Origin of the sequence: Agarivorans sp. TSD2052 (assembly GCF_023238625.1) — a bacterium.
Lineage (GTDB): Bacteria > Pseudomonadota > Gammaproteobacteria > Enterobacterales > Celerinatantimonadaceae > Agarivorans.
This window is the reverse complement of the sequence record NZ_CP096670.1, coordinates 2,493,089-2,511,341: the sequence shown is the minus strand read 5'-3', so window position 1 is coordinate 2,511,341 and position 18,253 is coordinate 2,493,089. Positions and strand designations below refer to the sequence as shown.

At 44.0% G+C, this 18,253-nt stretch carries 16 protein-coding genes; 14 read left to right on the top strand and 2 right to left on the bottom strand.

Annotated elements, in window-relative coordinates; translation table 11 throughout:
* Positions 1-119 precede the first annotated feature (119 nt).
* From M0C34_RS11360 to lolE, 3 genes are read left to right on the top strand one after another with little or no spacing between them, the layout of a single operon-like run.
* Positions 120-1,304, top strand: coding sequence for a lipoprotein-releasing ABC transporter permease subunit (locus M0C34_RS11360; RefSeq protein ID WP_248711800.1), 1,185 nt, complete (start codon positions 120-122; stop codon positions 1,302-1,304).
* Positions 1,297-1,995, top strand: a complete 699-nt coding sequence (lolD, locus tag M0C34_RS11355) for a lipoprotein-releasing ABC transporter ATP-binding protein LolD (RefSeq protein WP_248711799.1) — start codon at positions 1,297-1,299, stop codon at positions 1,993-1,995. Before M0C34_RS11360 ends, lolD begins: the two co-directional genes overlap by 8 nt.
* 1 nt (position 1,996) lies before the next feature.
* Positions 1,997-3,235, top strand: coding sequence for a lipoprotein-releasing ABC transporter permease subunit LolE (lolE, locus tag M0C34_RS11350; RefSeq protein WP_248711798.1), 1,239 nt, complete (start codon positions 1,997-1,999; stop codon positions 3,233-3,235).
* A gap of 110 nt (positions 3,236-3,345) precedes the next feature.
* On the opposite strand, the gene M0C34_RS11345 is transcribed toward lolE, so the two are convergent.
* Entirely contained in the window at positions 3,346-3,849 is a 504-nt protein-coding gene (locus M0C34_RS11345) for a DUF2062 domain-containing protein (RefSeq protein WP_248711797.1), read from the bottom strand.
* Positions 3,850-3,917: 68 nt separating this feature from the next.
* On the opposite strand from M0C34_RS11345, the gene M0C34_RS11340 reads away from it, so the two are divergent.
* From M0C34_RS11340 to M0C34_RS11315, 6 genes are all read left to right on the top strand, one after another.
* A complete protein-coding gene (locus M0C34_RS11340) occupies positions 3,918-6,104 on the top strand; it encodes a DNA internalization-related competence protein ComEC/Rec2 (RefSeq protein WP_248711796.1) in 2,187 nt (728 codons plus the stop codon).
* A 56-nt stretch (positions 6,105-6,160) separates the two neighbouring features.
* Complete coding sequence (gene msbA, locus M0C34_RS11335; RefSeq protein ID WP_248711795.1) at positions 6,161-7,909, top strand: lipid A export permease/ATP-binding protein MsbA; 1,749 nt, start codon at positions 6,161-6,163, stop codon at positions 7,907-7,909.
* Positions 7,909-8,895, top strand: a complete 987-nt coding sequence (lpxK, locus tag M0C34_RS11330; protein WP_248711794.1) for a tetraacyldisaccharide 4'-kinase — start codon at positions 7,909-7,911, stop codon at positions 8,893-8,895. The genes msbA and lpxK overlap by 1 nt, the downstream gene beginning before the upstream one ends.
* Entirely contained in the window at positions 8,879-9,067 is a 189-nt protein-coding gene (locus M0C34_RS11325; protein WP_248711793.1) for a Trm112 family protein, read from the top strand. The genes lpxK and M0C34_RS11325 overlap by 17 nt, the downstream gene beginning before the upstream one ends.
* A complete protein-coding gene (kdsB, locus tag M0C34_RS11320) occupies positions 9,064-9,798 on the top strand; it encodes a 3-deoxy-manno-octulosonate cytidylyltransferase (RefSeq protein ID WP_248711792.1) in 735 nt (244 codons plus the stop codon). The genes M0C34_RS11325 and kdsB overlap by 4 nt, the downstream gene beginning before the upstream one ends.
* Before the next feature lie 61 nt (positions 9,799-9,859).
* The gene (locus M0C34_RS11315) at positions 9,860-10,336 is read left to right on the top strand and encodes a DUF2947 domain-containing protein (RefSeq protein ID WP_248711791.1); all 477 of its coding nucleotides are present in this window, start codon (positions 9,860-9,862) and stop codon (positions 10,334-10,336) included.
* Between the two features lie 90 nt (positions 10,337-10,426).
* On the opposite strand, the gene M0C34_RS11310 is transcribed toward M0C34_RS11315, so the two are convergent.
* On the bottom strand, positions 10,427-11,698 hold the full coding sequence (locus M0C34_RS11310) for a citrate synthase (protein WP_248711790.1): 1,272 nt from the start codon (positions 11,696-11,698) through the stop codon (positions 10,427-10,429).
* A 336-nt stretch (positions 11,699-12,034) separates the two neighbouring features.
* Here M0C34_RS11310 and sdhC point away from each other — a divergent pair, with 336 nt between their 5' ends.
* The 5 genes from sdhC (at position 12,035) to sucA (ending at position 18,241) form a co-directional block, all read left to right on the top strand.
* Positions 12,035-12,478 carry a succinate dehydrogenase cytochrome b556 subunit gene (gene sdhC / locus M0C34_RS11305; RefSeq protein WP_248711789.1) on the top strand — a complete coding sequence of 148 codons (444 nt, stop codon included), beginning with the start codon at positions 12,035-12,037 and terminating at the stop codon, positions 12,476-12,478.
* A complete protein-coding gene (gene sdhD / locus M0C34_RS11300; RefSeq protein ID WP_248711788.1) occupies positions 12,472-12,813 on the top strand; it encodes a succinate dehydrogenase, hydrophobic membrane anchor protein in 342 nt (113 codons plus the stop codon). The genes sdhC and sdhD overlap by 7 nt, the downstream gene beginning before the upstream one ends.
* A gap of 5 nt (positions 12,814-12,818) precedes the next feature.
* Positions 12,819-14,588, top strand: a complete 1,770-nt coding sequence (gene sdhA, locus M0C34_RS11295; RefSeq protein ID WP_248711787.1) for a succinate dehydrogenase flavoprotein subunit — start codon at positions 12,819-12,821, stop codon at positions 14,586-14,588.
* Between the two features lie 11 nt (positions 14,589-14,599).
* Positions 14,600-15,313: a succinate dehydrogenase iron-sulfur subunit gene (locus M0C34_RS11290; RefSeq protein ID WP_248711786.1), complete on the top strand. Its 714-nt coding sequence runs from the start codon at positions 14,600-14,602 to the stop codon at positions 15,311-15,313.
* A gap of 123 nt (positions 15,314-15,436) precedes the next feature.
* The gene (sucA, locus tag M0C34_RS11285; RefSeq protein ID WP_248711785.1) at positions 15,437-18,241 is read left to right on the top strand and encodes a 2-oxoglutarate dehydrogenase E1 component; all 2,805 of its coding nucleotides are present in this window, start codon (positions 15,437-15,439) and stop codon (positions 18,239-18,241) included.
* Positions 18,242-18,253 lie beyond the last annotated feature (12 nt).

Sequence of the window (18,253 nt, the reverse complement as noted above, 5' to 3'; positions counted from 1 at the left end):
GCAAATAAACTGAATATCTTTGTTTTTTATGTGATTAACACTGGTCTCTCTCTTGTTGGGTGATGGTACGCACGGTATGATTAGCCCGATTTTTATGCCTATGGATGAACTTAGCCTAGATGAAATTGATTGGCTTTATAGCATGGCGGTTCTCTCGAGGAGCCAAACAGCAGCGCTTTGCTTCTTTTGTAAGTTGGTTCTCTACGTTAGGGATCACTCTGGGGGTGGCGTCGTTAATTACTGTTATCTCGGTAATGAATGGTTTCGAGAATCAATTAAAACAACGAATTTTGAATTTGGTGCCCCACCTTACCTTTTCGGAACAGCAATTATTACCGTCGTCGCTATCCGGTTTTGAGCAATCCCCTCTGGTGCTCAGTGAAGTCGTATTACAGAGCCCTAACAACTTACACGCAGCGATGATGCAAGGTATCGATGTGAAGCTGCAAGTCGATGCCGAGCTATTACGCAAGAAAATGTTAATAGGCGATTTAGATAGCCTAACTTCTGGTTCATATAATGTGGTTATTGGCATTGGAGTCGCTAATGCGCTTGGCGTAAGGCTAGGGGACACGATCCGCTTATTAGCCACTGAGCGCTTGGTATATACACCTATTGGTGAAATGCCCTCACAACGAAACTTTGTTGTATCAGGCATTTTTGAGTTTGCAGCAGAAGTTGATAAGCAGTTTATCTTAGTGAACATTGACGATAGTGCCCGTTTGTTACGCACTTCACTTAAAGATATTAGCCAGCAACGTATTTTTCTCGATGACCCATTTCAAATAGAAACCATCGCTGAGCAGTTAGAGCAACAAGCTTTTGAATTTCAAGATTGGCGTAGTTTTTATGGTGAATTATTTGCCGCAGTAAAAATGGAAAAGAATATGATGGGCATGTTATTTTGCCTCATTATAGCGGTAGCGGCCTTCAATATTCTCAGTAGCCTTGTAATGATGGTAGGTGAAAAGCGCGCCGATGTGGCAATTTTACAAACCTTGGGTTTATCGCGAGACAAAGTGGTCATGGTGTTTGTAATGCAAGGTGCTTGGAGCGGCTGTATTGGCGCCGCCGTCGGGGCCTTAAGTGGTTGGTGGCTTAGCAATAATATCAACATGGTAATGTCGGGCTTAGGCTTGAACTTCGCGGCTAATCTGGGTGGCTCTGGCTTACCGGTTTTACAGCGAAGCGATCAGATTGTTTTTATCACGGTAGCAGCCATGTTGTTAAGCATTGTTGCTACTATTTATCCCGCTTGGCAAGCCAGCAAAATTCATCCCGCAGAGGCACTTCGTTATGAGTGAGTTAAATGCTCAGCCTGTTTTAGTGGCAAAAAATATTTGTAAAACCTATCAAGATGGAAATCAATTTACAGAAGTACTGCATGGCGTAGATTTTGCTGTCTATCCCGGGGAGGCCGTTGCCATTGTTGGTAGCTCTGGTTCAGGTAAAAGTACTTTATTGCACATTCTTGGTGGATTAGATGAAGCCAACCAAGGTGAGGTGACCATTGAGGACCAGCGAATTGATGGTTTAAGCAGTAAAGAGTTGGCTCAGCTACGTAACCAAAAATTAGGTTTTATCTATCAGTTTCATCATTTACTCGGTGAATTCTCAGCGATTGAGAATGTTGCTATGCCGCTGCTTATTGCCGGTGAGTCTAAAAAAAATGCAATGGCGAAAGCGCAACGTTTATTAGAGCGAGTAGGTTTGGGGCATCGTTTAAAACATCGTCCGGCAGAGCTATCAGGTGGAGAGCGCCAACGCACAGCGATTGCACGCGCCTTGGTTAATCAGCCTAGTTTGGTATTGGCAGACGAACCGACCGGAAACTTAGATAGCCATAGTACGGAGTCGATTTATCAACTGATTTTGGAATTGAACCGTGATTTAAATACTGCTTTCGTGGTCGTTACTCACGATTTGGCGTTAGCCGCCAAGTTTGGTCGCCAAGCTTATATGCAAGACGGTAATTTTGTAACGAAGGGCCAATAAAATGCGCTTGCCTTTATCTGTTTTTATCGGTTTACGCTACCACCGCGCTAAAAATAGCAATGGCTTCATCTCGTTCATCTCTGCGTCTTCCACCATTGGCATTGTGCTGGGAGTCGCCGTACTCATTATTGGTTTATCAGTGATGAATGGCTTTGAGCGAGAGTTACGTGACCGTTTTTTAGCGATTGTTAGTCACGGTGAACTGGAAGCTGTAAACCCTCCTTTAGCGAACCATGAGCAATTACTCGGCAATGCGCGTGAACACACGCAAGTATTAGGAGCAGCCCCCTATATAAGCTTTAGTGCCTTAGTTCAAAAAGGCAAAGTGATGAAAGCACTCTCCCTGAAGGGTATTGATCCGAGTCTTGAAAAGTCTGTCACCCATTTACATCAGTATGTGGGGGATGATGCTTGGCAGGCGTTGAGCGATGTTAAGCCACAACTTATCTTAGGGGCGGGCATTGCGGCGTTATTAGATGTTGAAGTGGGTGAACAAGTGACCTTATTGCTGCCTAAACCAGGTCAGCACAGTAAGCTTAGTTCGCCACAGCGGATCCGGGTAAAAGTAGTGGGATTAATGAAAGCTGGCGGGCAATTAGATAACCAGCTCGCCTTTATTAATTTGCGCTATGCTCAAAACCTGATGCAGTGGCAAGATGGTGTCTCGGGTATTAGCTTGAGAGTCTCCGACCCTTTAGATGCAGACAAAGTGGTTCGGTCTGTAGCTAAATCGTTCCCCCAACTGGTATACATAAAAAGCTGGATCCGCCAGCATGGTTATTTGTATCAAGATATTCAGTTAGTCCGCACCATCATGTATGCCATTATGCTACTAATAGTCGCGGTTGCTAGTTTTAACATTGTGTCTACGCTAATCCTCGCCGTCAGCGAGAAACGTGGCGATTTGGCTATTCTTAAAACCATGGGCGCTACTGATAGTAGCTTGCTAAGAACATTTATTGTGTATGGTTCTTACAACGGTGTTTTGGGCTGTTTTTGGGGAGCGGTAATTGGTGTATTAGGGTGCTTTGGCTTACCTAAATTGGTGGCCTTGGTAGAAACAATGCTTGGCCATACCATACTTTCGGCTGACATATATTTCATCGATTTTCTACCGGTTAGATTATTGTGGACAGATGTTGCTGTGGTGGTATCTGCGGCGTTTGCGTTAAGTATGCTAGCAACGATTTGGCCAGCGTGGCAAGCCACTCGAGTTAAACCTGCTCAAGAATTAGGTTGATCTAATTGATTTATGGAAGTGAAGTTTAAGCTTGGTGGAAAGGATGACCATCAAGCTTAATCAGAACTAGCCAAGTCAAAGTAAAATGCCGAGTAAGCCGCTATTGTTGCTTAGCGACGTTTTCTGTAACGGCGTCTAACCGAGTAACGCCATAAAGCATTAATGGCAAAATATCCTACTGCTGAAAAGAATACCCCACACACAAGGCTGCCTAGCAAAAAGGCTGGGCCAATCGTTGCGATTAAATGCTCTAACCCCTCCCAAGATAACTCTAAGTGATAATCCGCCAAAGGTTGGCTTAATAACTTGGTTCCCACAAAGTAACAAAAATAGAATATTGGTGGGATCGTAAATGGATTCGAGATCCATACTAGCGCGACAGATAAAGGTAAATTAACGCGAAACAGAATGGCCAATGCGGCGGCAATGATCATTTGTGAAGGCAAGGGGATAAAGGCAACAAATAAACCTATAGCAAAGGCACCCGCAGCTGAGCGTCGGTTAAGATGCCACAGGTTAGGATTGTGCAACCAATCACCAAAAAACTTTAAATGCTTATGAGCCTTTAAGTCTTCAGTTTTGGGAATAAATCGTTGTATGGTCTTTTTTGGCATATAGTTTGTTATTGATAATAAACTTCTTAATAATTATGAATGCATTTCTTTTAGCAAGTTTGCTAGCAATGACATCATCACTCATGTGGCCGAGTGTTCTCAGCCTAACAGCCTTATATGTGAACTATATTGCATTGGTAGTGTTGCTCTGGAAACGTCACTACTTTATTGCTGGTTTCTTATTTGGACTTTGCTGGATCGCCAGCCACGCCATTCATTACCAATCTTGGGTTGATAGCGTACAACAAAAGGCCAGCAACTTTAGCATACATGGCAGCGTGTTGGCAGTTGATAATAATCAATATTGGCAAAAAATAACGGTAAGTATAAGCCAACTCAATGCTAAACGTAGTTTACCGTTGTGGCGGCCTAAAGTTATCTTATATCAGACTAAGAAATCTAAACAAGGGTCGCTTCAGCTTAGAGTGGGTCAATCGATACACGCGGTTGCCCGTTTAAAACCTGCTGTCGCCAGTTTAAACCCCGCAGGTTTTAATTATGCGCGCTGGTTAGTGTCACAATCCGTTATCGCTAAAGGCAGCGTTATATCATTGACTGCGGAACAGAGCCAAGCTTCATTACGTAGTGATTTGATTTCGACATTAGCGAATCAGCTACAGGCTTACCCATACGGCGGTGAAATGCTTGCCTTAATGGTGGGGGACAAGCGCTTGCTGAGTGACCAGCACATGCGCTTATATCGGGAAGCGGGGCTCAGCCACCTATTCGTATTATCAGGTTTACATTTAGGGATCATCGGGCTTTGGTCTTGGTATCTAGCAGCCTTTATCTGTCTGTTAGCGGGCAAGCAGCCTAGGCCAGTTTTGGCCGCGTTTAGCTTCATTTGTTGTCTTATTTATTGCTGGTTAGCGGGCTGGCAATTGCCGATGATTCGAGCGTTGATCATGTACGGCGGTGCTTTATCTACTGGTTTATTGCTCAGTCGTCGACCCTTGTGGCAGGGTATCTTAGTCAGTGCCTTTATTATTTTACTGCTGTGGCCGTTTAGCATATATAGCAATAGTCTTTGGTTATCATTTTCTGCAGTATCGATTGTACTATTGTGCCTGTGGATAGGCCCCAATAATCGTTTACTTATGCTGGTGTTTATTCAAGCTTCAATCAGTATTTTATTGATTCCAATTCAAGTTTTGCTGTTTGGTGTATTACCAAGTGCCGCAGTGTTGATCAATTTGGTCGCCGTGCCCATATTTACTGTATTGATGGTACCCATGGTCATGCTGCTGATGGCTTTATTGGTGAGCGAATGGGATATTTCCCAGCCATGGGCTGGGGTTGTTGATCAACTTTTTGCTTGGCTTCATCAAGCCTTAGTGATGATAAGTAACTATCAGGCCCTTAGCTTGACTCTACCGAAAGTGTCACTCGCTTTGCTCATAGTGATGGGCGGTTGCGGAGTGGCCTTACTGTTATATCGGCGCTGGCTGGCGGTGGTGTTTCTTAGTTTAGCTATCAGTATTCCGGCTATTTCGGCTATTTGGCTGAACCAACCGAAATGGCAGATTTTGGTTCTTGATGTTGGTCAAGGCTTGTCGGTACTTATATTGCACAATGACGAAGCCCTCATTTACGATAGCGGGGCGCGTTTTCGCAGCGGTTTCAATTATGCAGAGAGTGTCATTATACCGGTATTACGAGACCGACAAATTAAGACAGTGAAGTATATCATTACTAGCCATGGTGATAATGACCATGCTGGAGGAAGAGAGATTCTTGAGCAACGTTTTACATTTGCTGAAAAGTACTATGGACGAGACAAGCGCCTTCCCAAAGAGCGCTGTTCTGAACGAGTGCAATGGGCTGAATTAACCTTGAGTTTTACGATTGCCGATAGCGGGCATGGGAATCAAGGGTCATGTGTCGTTTTTATCGAGGATGGACACTTTAGTTTGTTGCTTACTGGGGATATTGAGAAGCAAGCAGAGCAAATGCTATTGGCACAGGGATTAGCGTCCAGTACATTTTTAGTTAGCCCACATCACGGAAGTAATAGCTCTTCCTCTACTCCCTTTATCCGACAGCTAAAACCAGCAGTCGTAATACATAGTAGTGGAGCCTTTAATCGTTTTGGTTTTCCCAGTGATCGAGTTCTACAGCGCTATGCTGGCAGCCAGCAACATATCACCGGAAAGGAGGGGGCGATAACAATTAAAATTTATGACCGTTCATATCAAATAGAAAATCAACGCTATCGGCTAACTAGCCCATGGTATCAACAAATCATCAGTTGGTGATTTACCTATAAAACGCTAAACTAAGGCAATTTTTCCGATGGAATAACTTTGTCCTTATGATTCCAGAAACAGCTACCGATACAAAAGCAAATTATCTGCGCCTACTGAGCTACGTTAAAGATCGCAAGATTGGCTTGATAGTTGCCATTATTGGCATGATTGGTTATGGCGCCGTAGATACCTTATTTGTCTATTCGATTAAGCCGCTTATAGACGAAGGACTGACGGGCAATAACCCGGCAATACTCACTTATATGCCGATTTTTGTTTTAGGCATTGTACTACTACGTGGGCTATGTGGCTTTGCCAGTAGTTATGGCATGTCTTGGGTGGGTGGTCACCTTGTGATGAAGATCCAGCGACAGATATTTAATCACTTAATGTTGATGCCCGTTTCATTTTTTGACAAAAACCCGACCGGAACTCTTTTGTCCAAAATTACCTATGACTCAAACCAAGTAAGCACGGCTGCAACCGCTAGCTTGGTTAACTTAGTGCGAGAAAGCGCCACCATAATTGGCTTGTTATGCTTAATGTTTTATAACAGCTGGCAACTATCTCTAATCTTTTTTGTCATTGGTCCTCCGGTAGGTTTTGCCATTAGCATGGTCAGTCGACGTTTTCGTAAAATTAGTACGCATTTGCAACATGCGGTGGGTAATGTCACCACCACTACTGAACAAATGTTAAATGGCCATCGTGAAATATTGTCCTTTGGCGGGCAACCCAAAGAAGAACAACGCTTTAACGAAGCGAGCAATATGATTCGTCGCCAACAAATGAAAATGGCAACGGTAGGCGCGATTGCCAACCCTGCGGTTCAGTTTATCGCGTCGATTGGTTTATCTATTGTATTATTTGCCGCTTCGTCACCTGAGTTAGTTGCCGAACTGTCTCCTGGTACTTTCACTATTATCGTCACGTCGATGATGATGTTGCTCAAACCTCTGCGTGTGATTACCCAGCTAAATAATGATGTACAACGGGCTATGGCTGCCTGTACTAGCCTATTTACCGTGTTAGATATGGATACCGAAACAGATACTGGTAGGCATGAAGTGTCTGCGGTTAACGGTGATATTTGTTTCAAAGATGTTTCTTTTAAATACCCCACTAAGAATGAATTGGTATTAAAAGGAATAAACTTAAATATTGAAGCTGGTCAAACGGTGGCGCTAGTGGGTCGATCAGGTAGCGGTAAAACCACTATTGCAAGCCTACTACCTAAATTATACGAAGTAACCAGTGGAGCGGTATTAATCGATGGCCTCCCTGTTCAAGATTACCGCTTAAAAAGTCTACGAAATCAATTTGCTCAAGTTTCTCAAACAGTACATTTGTTTAGTGGCACTATTGCTGAAAATATCGGTTACGCCAAAGACGGTGCAAGCCGAGAAGAGATAGAAAGAGTGGCTGAAATGGCCAACGTTTCAAGTTTTGTTGAAAAATTTGAAGATGGTTATGACACGATGATTGGAGAAAAAGGCGTCATGTTGTCTGGCGGTCAAAGACAACGTATCGCTATTGCTCGTGCTTTACTTAAGGATTCACCAATATTGATTCTTGACGAAGCGACATCAGCACTCGATACCGAGTCAGAGCGTAAAATCCAACAAGCTATCGATAGAGTGTGTTCAGATCGCACTGCTATCGTCATTGCTCACCGTTTATCTACTATTGAAAGCGCAGATATGATTGTTGTACTAGACGAAGGGGTAATTGTAGAGCAAGGTAGCCATGCTGAGTTGATGGACATAAAAGGAACTTATTACCAGCTTCATCAAATTCAGTTTGGTGAGAAGTAGTGAAGTTTTGGTACCAAGCATGTAGGCAGCACCCAGTGAAAACTGGCTTGTTGCTGCCACTGAGTTACTTGTTCCGATTGGTTACCGCTCTTCGTCGCTTAGCATTTCGATGCGGCATTCTAAAGGTTTACCAAGCCAAGGTGCCTGTAGTCGTTGTAGGCAATATTAGTGTTGGTGGTAACGGAAAAACACCGGTAGTGCTAGCGCTAGTTGAGGCGGCAAAGCAGCAGGGCTTTCGCCCCGGAGTCGTCAGCAGAGGCTATGGAGCTAAAGCGCCCAGTTATCCTTATAATGTGGGTAGAAATAGCTTGCCTGCGCACTGTGGGGATGAGCCTCTACTCATCCACCTACGCACAGAATGTCCAGTGGTGGTCGACCCCAATCGCTCGCAAGCCTGCCAAGCTATAATTGAGCATGACGTAAACCTAATTATTTGTGATGATGGTATGCAGCATTACGCCTTAGGTCGTGACCTTGAAATTGCTGTTATTGATGCTGAACGACGCTTAGGTAATCGTTTGTGTCTACCGGCTGGACCTTTAAGAGAGCCACCAGTTCGGCTTCGCTCGGTAGATATGATAGTGACGAATGGACAACCGGCTTTTTCCAGTGACAGCTTTGAGTTAACACTGCAAGCTTGCCCCATTAGACGAGTGAACGATAATACCTTGGCCGACAACTTAACGTTCGCAGATCTTGCGTTCGCTGGTATAGGCAATCCGAAGCGCTTTTTCGAATCGCTTAAACAGTTAGGTATTGAGGTCTCGGAACAGTTAGCCTTGAGTGATCATCGACGACTGGAGCCTGAGCAGCAGCGAGAGTTTTTCAATAAAACACTGATTATGACTGAAAAAGATGCGATAAAATATCGTCAATCCGCAGGTGAAAATTGGTATTATTTGCCAGTTGATAGCAAGTTGCCAGAGAGCTTTTATCAACGATTCTTTAGTTTATTACAGGAAAAAACTGATGTCCGTCGATCATAATTTGTTAGAAATTGTTGCTTGTCCGCTGTGTAAAGGTAAATTGCATTACGACAAAGTGAATAATGAATTAGTCTGTAAATTTGACCGCTTGGCTTACCCTATCAAGGATTCAATCCCGGTGTTACTGGCTGATGAAGCGCGAGAAATGTCTGCCAGTGAGTTGCCTCAATGAAGTTTGTAGTGGTTATTCCTGCTCGTTACCAGTCTACCCGTTTACCTGCTAAGCCTTTGCAAGACATTGCCGGAAAAACCATGATTGAGCGGGTCTATCTTCAAGCTTGTCAATCAGGGGCTGAACGGGTGGTCATTGCCACCGATGACCAACGTATCGTTACTGAAGCGCAACGTTTTGGTGCTGAAGTGGTATTGACCGCAGCAACTCATGAGTCTGGTACAGAGCGCTTAGCTGAGGTGTGTGACAAGCTAGCATTTGATGCCGATACAATTGTCGTTAATGTACAAGGCGATGAGCCTCTCATTCCACCGGCTGTTATTAGTCAGGTTGCAGGTTTATTAGACGCTGCTCCGGATGTGAAGATGGCAAGTTTATCGGTACCCATCACTCATGATACTGATATTCACGACCCCAATGTGGTGAAGGTTGTTTGTGATAAACAAGAGCATGCTTTATATTTCAGTCGAGCAGCAGTGCCGCATGAACGTGATGGCGACTGGCAAATAGGTTCGCATTTTCGCCATATCGGTATTTATGCCTATCGCGCCCATTTCGTCGGCGAGTATTTGAAACTCACTCCTTCACCATTAGAAAAGATGGAAAAGTTAGAGCAGTTACGGGTGTTGTGGCATGGTTATAAAATAAAGATGGCAACCGCCATTGAAACACCCGCTCATGGCGTTGACACCCCGGAAGATTTAGAAAAAGTACGTGCCTTACTAAGCTAAATATCGGCAAACGCTATTGAGCTGATCTTTGGTTTTTTCTGTCACCAATATTAGAGAACGAATGAATTATATTGCCTTAAGTGAACACAAAAAAGCGTGGATATTTCGCCGAACCGACCTACCTATCAGCGAAGACGATACCACAGCGATTAAACCTATGACCGAAGAACGAGCGGCTGTTCTATGGAAAGATCTGGTGAGTAAGCAGGTAGACCACCCCGACTTTTTTAAAAAAGGTGATTGGGCTTTTAGCCTAGACACATGGAGTGAACAGGGTAATTGGGAAGATGTCTGGGATAGCCAGCAAAAGTCACTTCCCGATGAGTTACTTGAGCATTTACAGTGGCAAGATAACACAGTGGTTTATTATTGTAATGATCAGCGCTCAGTGATTGAAACCACTTGGGATGTATTTAAGCGGTGTTGGAAAAACTTTTTGTTCATGGATGATGGGGCTTTACTTATTGCAAAAAAACGCAGCGAAGTGGCTCAGTTTTTGTCTAATGGCAGTTACCAGTTAGGTCATAAACCTAAGTAGTCATAGCATTGTTTAACTATTTGAACGTATAAAAAATCCGAAACAAATGTTTCGGATTTTTTGTATTAAGCGCTTAGTAAAGTAGTTTTTCTACTTAAATGGTCGTTGAGGTTCGCCAGTATATAACTGTCTTGGTCGACCAATGCGTTGCGTAGACTCTTCCATCATTTCTTTCCAGTGTGCAATCCAGCCCACGGTACGAGAAAGAGCAAAAATCACAGTAAACATACTGACTGGAATGCCGATCGCTTTTAAAACGATGCCTGAGTAGAAGTCAACATTAGGGAATAACTTCTTCTCTTTGAAGTAGGGGTCAGACAACGCGATACGTTCTAATTCCATTGCTACATCCAATAATGGATCATCAATGTTTAGTTCGTTGAGTACTTCATGACAACTTTCACGCATAACGGTAGCGCGTGGATCGTAGTTTTTGTAAACCCGATGACCAAAGCCCATTAAACGGAACGGGTCATTCTTGTCTTTAGCACGTTGAATAAATTCTGGTATGCGATCTACCGAACCAATTTCTTCGAGCATGTTCAAACAAGCTTCATTAGCTCCACCGTGAGCAGGACCCCATAGACAGGCTATGCCAGCAGCGATACAAGCAAATGGGTTTGCACCAGAAGAGCCCGCTAAACGAACCGTAGAAGTTGAAGCATTTTGTTCATGGTCTGCATGTAGGGTAAAAATGCGGTCCATGGCTTTTTCTACAACAGCACTCACCTTATATTCTTCAGTAGGTACTGAAAACATCATATTAAGGAAGTTTGCTGCGTAGCTTAAATCGTTGCGAGGATAAACGAAGGGTTGTCCTGCTGAATACTTGTAGCTCATTGCAGCAAGAGTCGGCATTTTTGAAATCAAGCGGTAAGCCGCGATTTCACGGTGGCGTTCGTTGGTGATATCCATTGAGTCATGATAAAACGCAGATAATGCGCCAACCACACCAACCATAATAGCCATTGGGTGTGAATCACGACGGAAGCCTTGGAAAAAGTGAATCAGCTGTTCATGCACCATAGTATGGCGAGTGACGGTGGTTTTGAATTTTTCGTATTGCTCGACGTTTGGTCGCTCGCCGAATAATAGAATGTAACAAACTTCAAGGTAATCAGCATGTTTTGCTAGGTCTTCGATAGAGTAACCTCTATGCAACAAAATGCCTTGCTCACCATCGATGTAGGTGATTTTTGATTCACATGAAGCGGTCGCTAAGAAACCTGGGTCAAAGGTAAAATACCCTTTCTTACCTAGTGTTCGAACATCAATTACGTCATGTCCTGCTGTACCAGACATAATAGGCAAATCATATGCCTCTTGGCCTGGTAGCGTTAGGGTGGCTTTATTGTCAGCCATAGCACGTCTCCCTTGCTTATTCTAATTGTATTGTTTTTTTGGATACAAAGCGCAGCACATTCTGACCCAGAACTAGGTCTATTGTCAATTAGCCTTGGTTGTGATTTGTGGGTACTTATATCGAAAATGTTAAAAATACGATTTAAGTTGGCTGTTTCGTAGCGTTAAAGTAGCCAAATGAAGGAAATGTTAATTGTATTTGTATTATGCGAGAGTTATACTTTATTCGAAGCGTGGCGCTAGTCCGAGCATTTTTTGCACAATGGAAATGTTGGTTTTTAGACTTTAGTCTAGTTTTAGGCCTTAAGTTCACAAAATTAACATTATCGCAACTCAATGCACTGTCCAGAGCCTGACTTTATAATCATAATAATACTCAAGGACCTGAGTGGGCAGAGAATCGTGAAAATAAAACAAAGACCAGTAAACCTCGACCTACAAACCATCAGATTTCCCATTACTGCTATTGCATCCATCTTGCATCGTGTTTCCGGTGTGATTACTTTCTTCGCCTTAGCTATTTTGTTAGGCCTACTCGCAGAGTCCCTTCACTCTGCAGAGGGTTTTGCAAATGTGCTGTCTATAATGGATAACTTCTTTGTAAAGTTAATCTTGTGGGCAAGCTTAACGGCGCTGATGTATCACATTGTGGGTGGAATACGCCACTTGATCATGGATATGGGCTATTGGGAAGAGTTAGACAGTGCCTCGTCTAGCGCTAAAATCTCATTCATTGTCACCGCTGTATTAGCGTTAATAATGGGAGTAATCGTATGGTAACTAACGCTGCAACATTTGGCCGAAGTGGAGTGCATGACTTTTTGCTCATCCGCGCAACAGCCATAATTTTAACTTTATACACCCTTTATATTATTGGCTTTATTGCGTGTACTGACGTGACTTACCAATCTTGGAGTGGTTTTTTCGCTTGGCTTCCAACCAAAGTTTTCACACTGCTAGCACTGCTATCTATGCTCATCCATGCTTGGATTGGCTTATGGCAAGTACTCACTGATTATGTGAAATGTGCGGCATTGCGAATGGGTTTACAGTTTTCTTTAACAGTTCTAGCGCTTGTTTACGTAGCTAGTGGCTTGTTTATTATTTGGGGGTAGGTCGAGTGGCTATTACTATTCGAGAATTCGATGCCGTAGTTATTGGCGCTGGCGGCGCAGGTATGCGTGCCGCTTTACAAATTTCAGAAGAGGGCAAATCTTGCGCTCTTATATCTAAAGTATTTCCTACGCGCTCTCACACCGTATCAGCCCAAGGCGGTATTACGGTGGCCTTAGGCAATTCACATAAAGATAATTGGCAATGGCACATGTACGATACTGTCAAAGGTTCAGACTACATTGGTGACCAAGACGCTATTGAGTATATGTGTAATGTGGGCCCAGAAGTCATCATTGAATTAGAAAAAATGGGATTACCCTTTTCTCGATTCGAAGACGGTTCTATCTACCAACGACCATTTGGTGGTCAATCTAAAGAGTTTGGTGGCGAACAAGCTGCGCGCACAGCGGCTGCAGCAGACCGCACCGGTCATGCTTTGTTGCATACGCTGTATCAACAAAATGTTAAGAAAAAGACCACCATCTTTTCAGAATGGTATGCACTAGATTTAGTGAAAAATGCTGACGGCGATGTTGTCGGTTGTACCGCAATGGATATCGACAGCGGTGAAGTGGTGTACTTTAAAGCCAAAGCCACTGTGTTGGCGACTGGCGGAGCAGGACGAATTTTTGCTTCTACCACTAATGCCCACATTAACACCGGCGACGGCGTAGGCATGGCCTTGCGTGCTGGTGTACCGATTCAAGATATGGAAATGTGGCAGTTCCACCCAACGGGTATCGCTGGAGCGGGTGTATTGGTGACAGAAGGTTGTCGTGGCGAAGGCGGTTATCTACTCAACAAAGACGGCGAACGCTTTATGGAGCGTTACGCACCAAATGCTAAAGATTTAGCCGGTCGTGATGTTGTCGCTCGCTCTATGATGACTGAAATCCGAGAAGGTCGTGGTTGTGAAGGCCCATGGGGTCCGCACATTAAACTCAAACTTGACCATTTAGGTGAAGAAGTTTTAGAGAGTCGTTTACCCGGTATTTGTGAACTATCTCGTACCTTTGCTCACGTTGATCCAGTTAAAGAACCTATCCCTGTTATTCCGACTTGTCATTATCAAATGGGGGGAGTGCCGTGTAATGTTAATGGTCAAGCCATAACCCAAAATGACAAGGGTGAAGACGAAATTATTACGGGCTTATTTGCGGTAGGTGAAATTGCTTGTGTATCGGTACATGGAGCTAACCGACTTGGTGGTAATTCTCTACTTGATTTAGTGGTATTTGGTCGCGCTGCGGGTAAGTTCCTTGGTGAGTATCTTAATGATGACATCAATATGGTTGACGCAACAGACGCAGAGTTAGAGGCTGCTATGGCGCGTTATAATCGTTGGGAAAACTCTACGGCCGACGGTGAAGACCCGGTGCAAATTCGTAAAGACTTACAGCAATGTATGCAACTTAACTTTTCGGTATTCCGAGAAGGTGAGTCGATGGCTCAGGGCCTTGAAGAGCTTCAAGCAATTCGTAAACGTCTCGAAAACGCGCGTCTTGATGATAAATCAACAGACTTTAATACTCAGCGAGTAGAGTGTTTGGAATTAGATAATCTTATGGCAACGGCTATCGCAACTGCCCATGCTGCTAATTTCCGTACTGAGAGCCGTGGCGCACATAGTCGTTTCGATTACCCTGAACGTGATGATGCAAATTGGCTATGCCACTCGTTGTTTAGTCCAGATACTGAGTCCATGGGGCGTCGTGAGGTGAATATGTCACCTAATCTACGTGAAGCATTTGAACCTAAAATTCGCACATATTAAGGAGGCGGCAAATGAACGTTAATTTTTCTTTGTACCGCTACAACCCAGATACTGATGCAAAGCCAAAGATGAAGTCATATCAGCTTGAGGTCCCTGAGGGCTCTGATATGATGGTACTAGATGCTTTGATTTTACTTAAAGAACAAGACCCTAGCATAGCTTTTCGTCGCTCTTGCCGCGAAGGGGTTTGTGGTTCAGATGGTATCAACATGAATGGCAAAAATGGTTTGGCATGCATTACACCGCTGTCAGATCTCTTAGGAAAAGGGGATATTGTGATCCGCCCCCTTCCTGGTCTACCTGTAGTCCGCGACCTAGTTGTGGATATGGGGCAATTTTATGATAACTATGCTCGCATTAAGCCGTTTTTGATTAATGATGAGCAAATTCCACCGGCTCGTGAGCATTTACAGAGCCCAGAAGAGCGCGAAAAGATAGATGGTATGTACGAATGTATCCTTTGTGCATGTTGTTCTACTTCTTGCCCATCTTTTTGGTGGAATCCCGACAAATTTGTTGGCCCAGCTGGCTTGTTAGCCGCTTATCGTTGGTTGGCAGATAGTCGTGATACAGCAACAGATGAACGCCTAGCAGAATTAGATGATGCATTTAGCGTTTTTCGTTGCCATGGCATCATGAATTGTGTAAGTGTTTGTCCTAAAGGATTAAACCCGACAAAAGCTATCGGTCACATTAAATCGATGCTGATAAAACGGGCTGTTTAGCAAATAGTTAATTTTTTTATTAACTGCTTCTAAATAGCCATTTTACCTCGGTAGAATGGCTATTTTTTTATCAAACCCTATTAAGTCAAATAGTGACGTAGAAAAGAAAGGGATAGCGTTTAAATGCAAAATGGCGTAATGAAGGCCTGGCTAGAGTCCTCGCATTTAGCTGGTGCTAATTCGACCTATATTGAAGACCTCTATGAGGCATTTTTAGAAGACCCTTCGTCTGTATCAGAAGAATGGCAGCAGGTATTCTCTGATTTACCCGCTGTAGATGGTGCAGTAGAAGACACCCCTCACGCTCCTATCCGTGATTATTTTCGTCGTTTAGCGAAAGACACATCACGATTTAGTTCTCCGGTAGAAGATCCACAACACGGCGCTAAGCAAGTTAAAGTATTGCAGTTGATTAATGCTTATCGCTTCCGTGGCCATCAACATGCTCAACTAGACCCTCTAGGTCTTTGGCAGCAAGAACGTGTTGCTGATTTGTCTCCCGAGTTTCACGCCTTAGATAGTGCAGATTTCGAAGAAACCTTCAACGTAGGTTCTTATGCTATTGGTAAAGACACCATGGCGCTTAAAGACATTCATAAGTCTTTACTGAAAACTTATTGTGGCTCTATCGGTGCCGAGTATATGCACATTACCGATACTGACGAAAAACGCTGGATCCAAAGCCGTTTAGAGTCGGTAGAAGGTCAAGGTGAATTTACTCAAGAAGATCGAGTACGCTTTTTGAAAAGCTTAACCGCTGCTGAAGGCCTTGAAAAATACTTAGGCGCAAAATTTCCAGGGGCAAAACGCTTTTCTTTAGAAGGCGGTGATAGCCTTTTGGTGATGCTCAAAGAAATTGTTCGTTCTGCTGGTATTCAGGGAACCAAAGAAGTGGTGGTGGGCATGGCTCACCGCGGGCGTCTCAATGTACTGGTTAACGTATTAGGTAAAAATCCATCAGAGCTATTTGATGAGTTTGCCGGTAAAAAGCACGATGAAACTTGGGGCACTGGTGATGTTAAGTACCACCAAGGGTTTAGTTCAGATTTTGCGACCCCCGGCGGTAACGTACACATGTCATTGGCGTTTAACCCATCTCACTTAGAGATCGTTAATCCGGTGGTTATGGGGTCAGTTCGTGCTCGTCAAGATCGCCGCGCGGGTGAAAACTGCTTACCGATTACTATCCATGGTGACTCGGCTATCGCGGGTCAAGGTGTAGTACAAGAAACTTTTAATATGTCACAAGCTCGTGGCTTTAAAGTTGGTGGTACGGTTCGAATCGTGGTCAACAACCAGGTTGGTTTCACTACGTCTAATCCAAGAGATACGCGCTCTACTCAATATTGTACTGATATTGCCAAAATGGTTCAGGCGCCTATTTTCCATGTAAATGGTGATGACCCTGAAGCGGTAGCATTTGTTAGCCAAATGGCCCTTGATTACCGCAATACCTTTAAACGTGATGTAGTTATCGACTTAGTATGTTACCGACGTCATGGTCACAATGAAGCCGATGAGCCTAATGCAACGCAGCCTTTGATGTATCAAAAAATTAAGAAACATCCTACGCCGCGTAAAGTGTATGCCGACATTATGATCGAGCGCGGTCAGTTGGAAAGTGCTGACGCTACCGCATTGGTTAATGGCTATCGCGATCAGCTTGATAATGGTGATTGCGTCGTTGAAGAATGGCGTCCAATGACTGAGCACAGTGTTGACTGGCGACCATACTTAGGGCACGAATGGGATATGGACTACGATACGTCGCTGTCTATTCAAGCTGTTCAGGACTTAGGCGAGCGTCTGACTACATTACCTGAAGAACACGTTTTACATCCGCGAGTTCGCAAAATCAATGATGACCGAGGCCTAATGACTCGCGGCGAAAAGCCGGTCGATTGGGGTTTTGCCGAAAACTTAGCGTATGCGAGCTTGCTTGATGAAAAGCAAAATATTCGTATTACAGGCCAGGATTCAGGTCGGGGAACTTTTTTCCACCGCCATGCGGTATTACATAATCAAACTGATGCTTCTACCTATGTGCCGTTGAAGAATTTATCTGAAGAGCAAGGCCATTTAGCTCTGTTTGATTCGGTGTTATCTGAAGAAGCAGTGCTCGCTTTTGAATATGGTTACACGACTGCTGAGCCTTCAACCTTAGTCATCTGGGAAGCACAGTTTGGCGATTTTGCCAATGGTGCCCAAGTGGTTATCGATCAATTCTTATCATCTGGTGAGCAAAAATGGGGCCGTATGTGTGGCTTGGTTATGTTGCTTCCTCATGGTTATGAAGGGCAGGGGCCAGAGCACTCATCTGCGCGTTTAGAGCGTTACTTACAACTTTGTGCCGAGCACAATATGCAAGTATGTGTGCCCTCGACCCCTTCTCAGGTTTACCACATGTTACGCCGTCAACAGGTTCGCCCTATGCGTCGTCCGCTGGTAGTTATGTCACCTAAGTCTTTGCTACGTCATCCACTAGCGGTGTCTAGTCTTGAGGAGTTAGCCGACGGTAAGTTTTACAATGCTATTGGTGAAGTTGACGAGTTAGACCCTGCGCAAGTTCGCCAAGTAGTCATGTGTTCGGGGAAAGTTTATTACGACCTGCTAGAACAGCGCCGTAAGAATGAGCAAACAGACGTAGCATTGATACGTATCGAGCAACTTTACCCATTCCCAGACCAAGATGTTAAAGAAATCTTTGAGCAGTACCAACATGTTGAACGATTTGTGTGGTGTCAGGAAGAACCACTAAACCAAGGTGCTTGGTATAGTAGCCAGCATCATTTTAAATCGGTAATCCCTGCCGGAGCAAACTTACGTTATGCTGGTCGACCAGCATCTGCGTCACCTGCGGTTGGGTATATGTCCCTTCACTTGAAACAACAACGCGCGCTAGTTACTGATGCGTTGACAGTTGAATAAAAAAGAATAAAG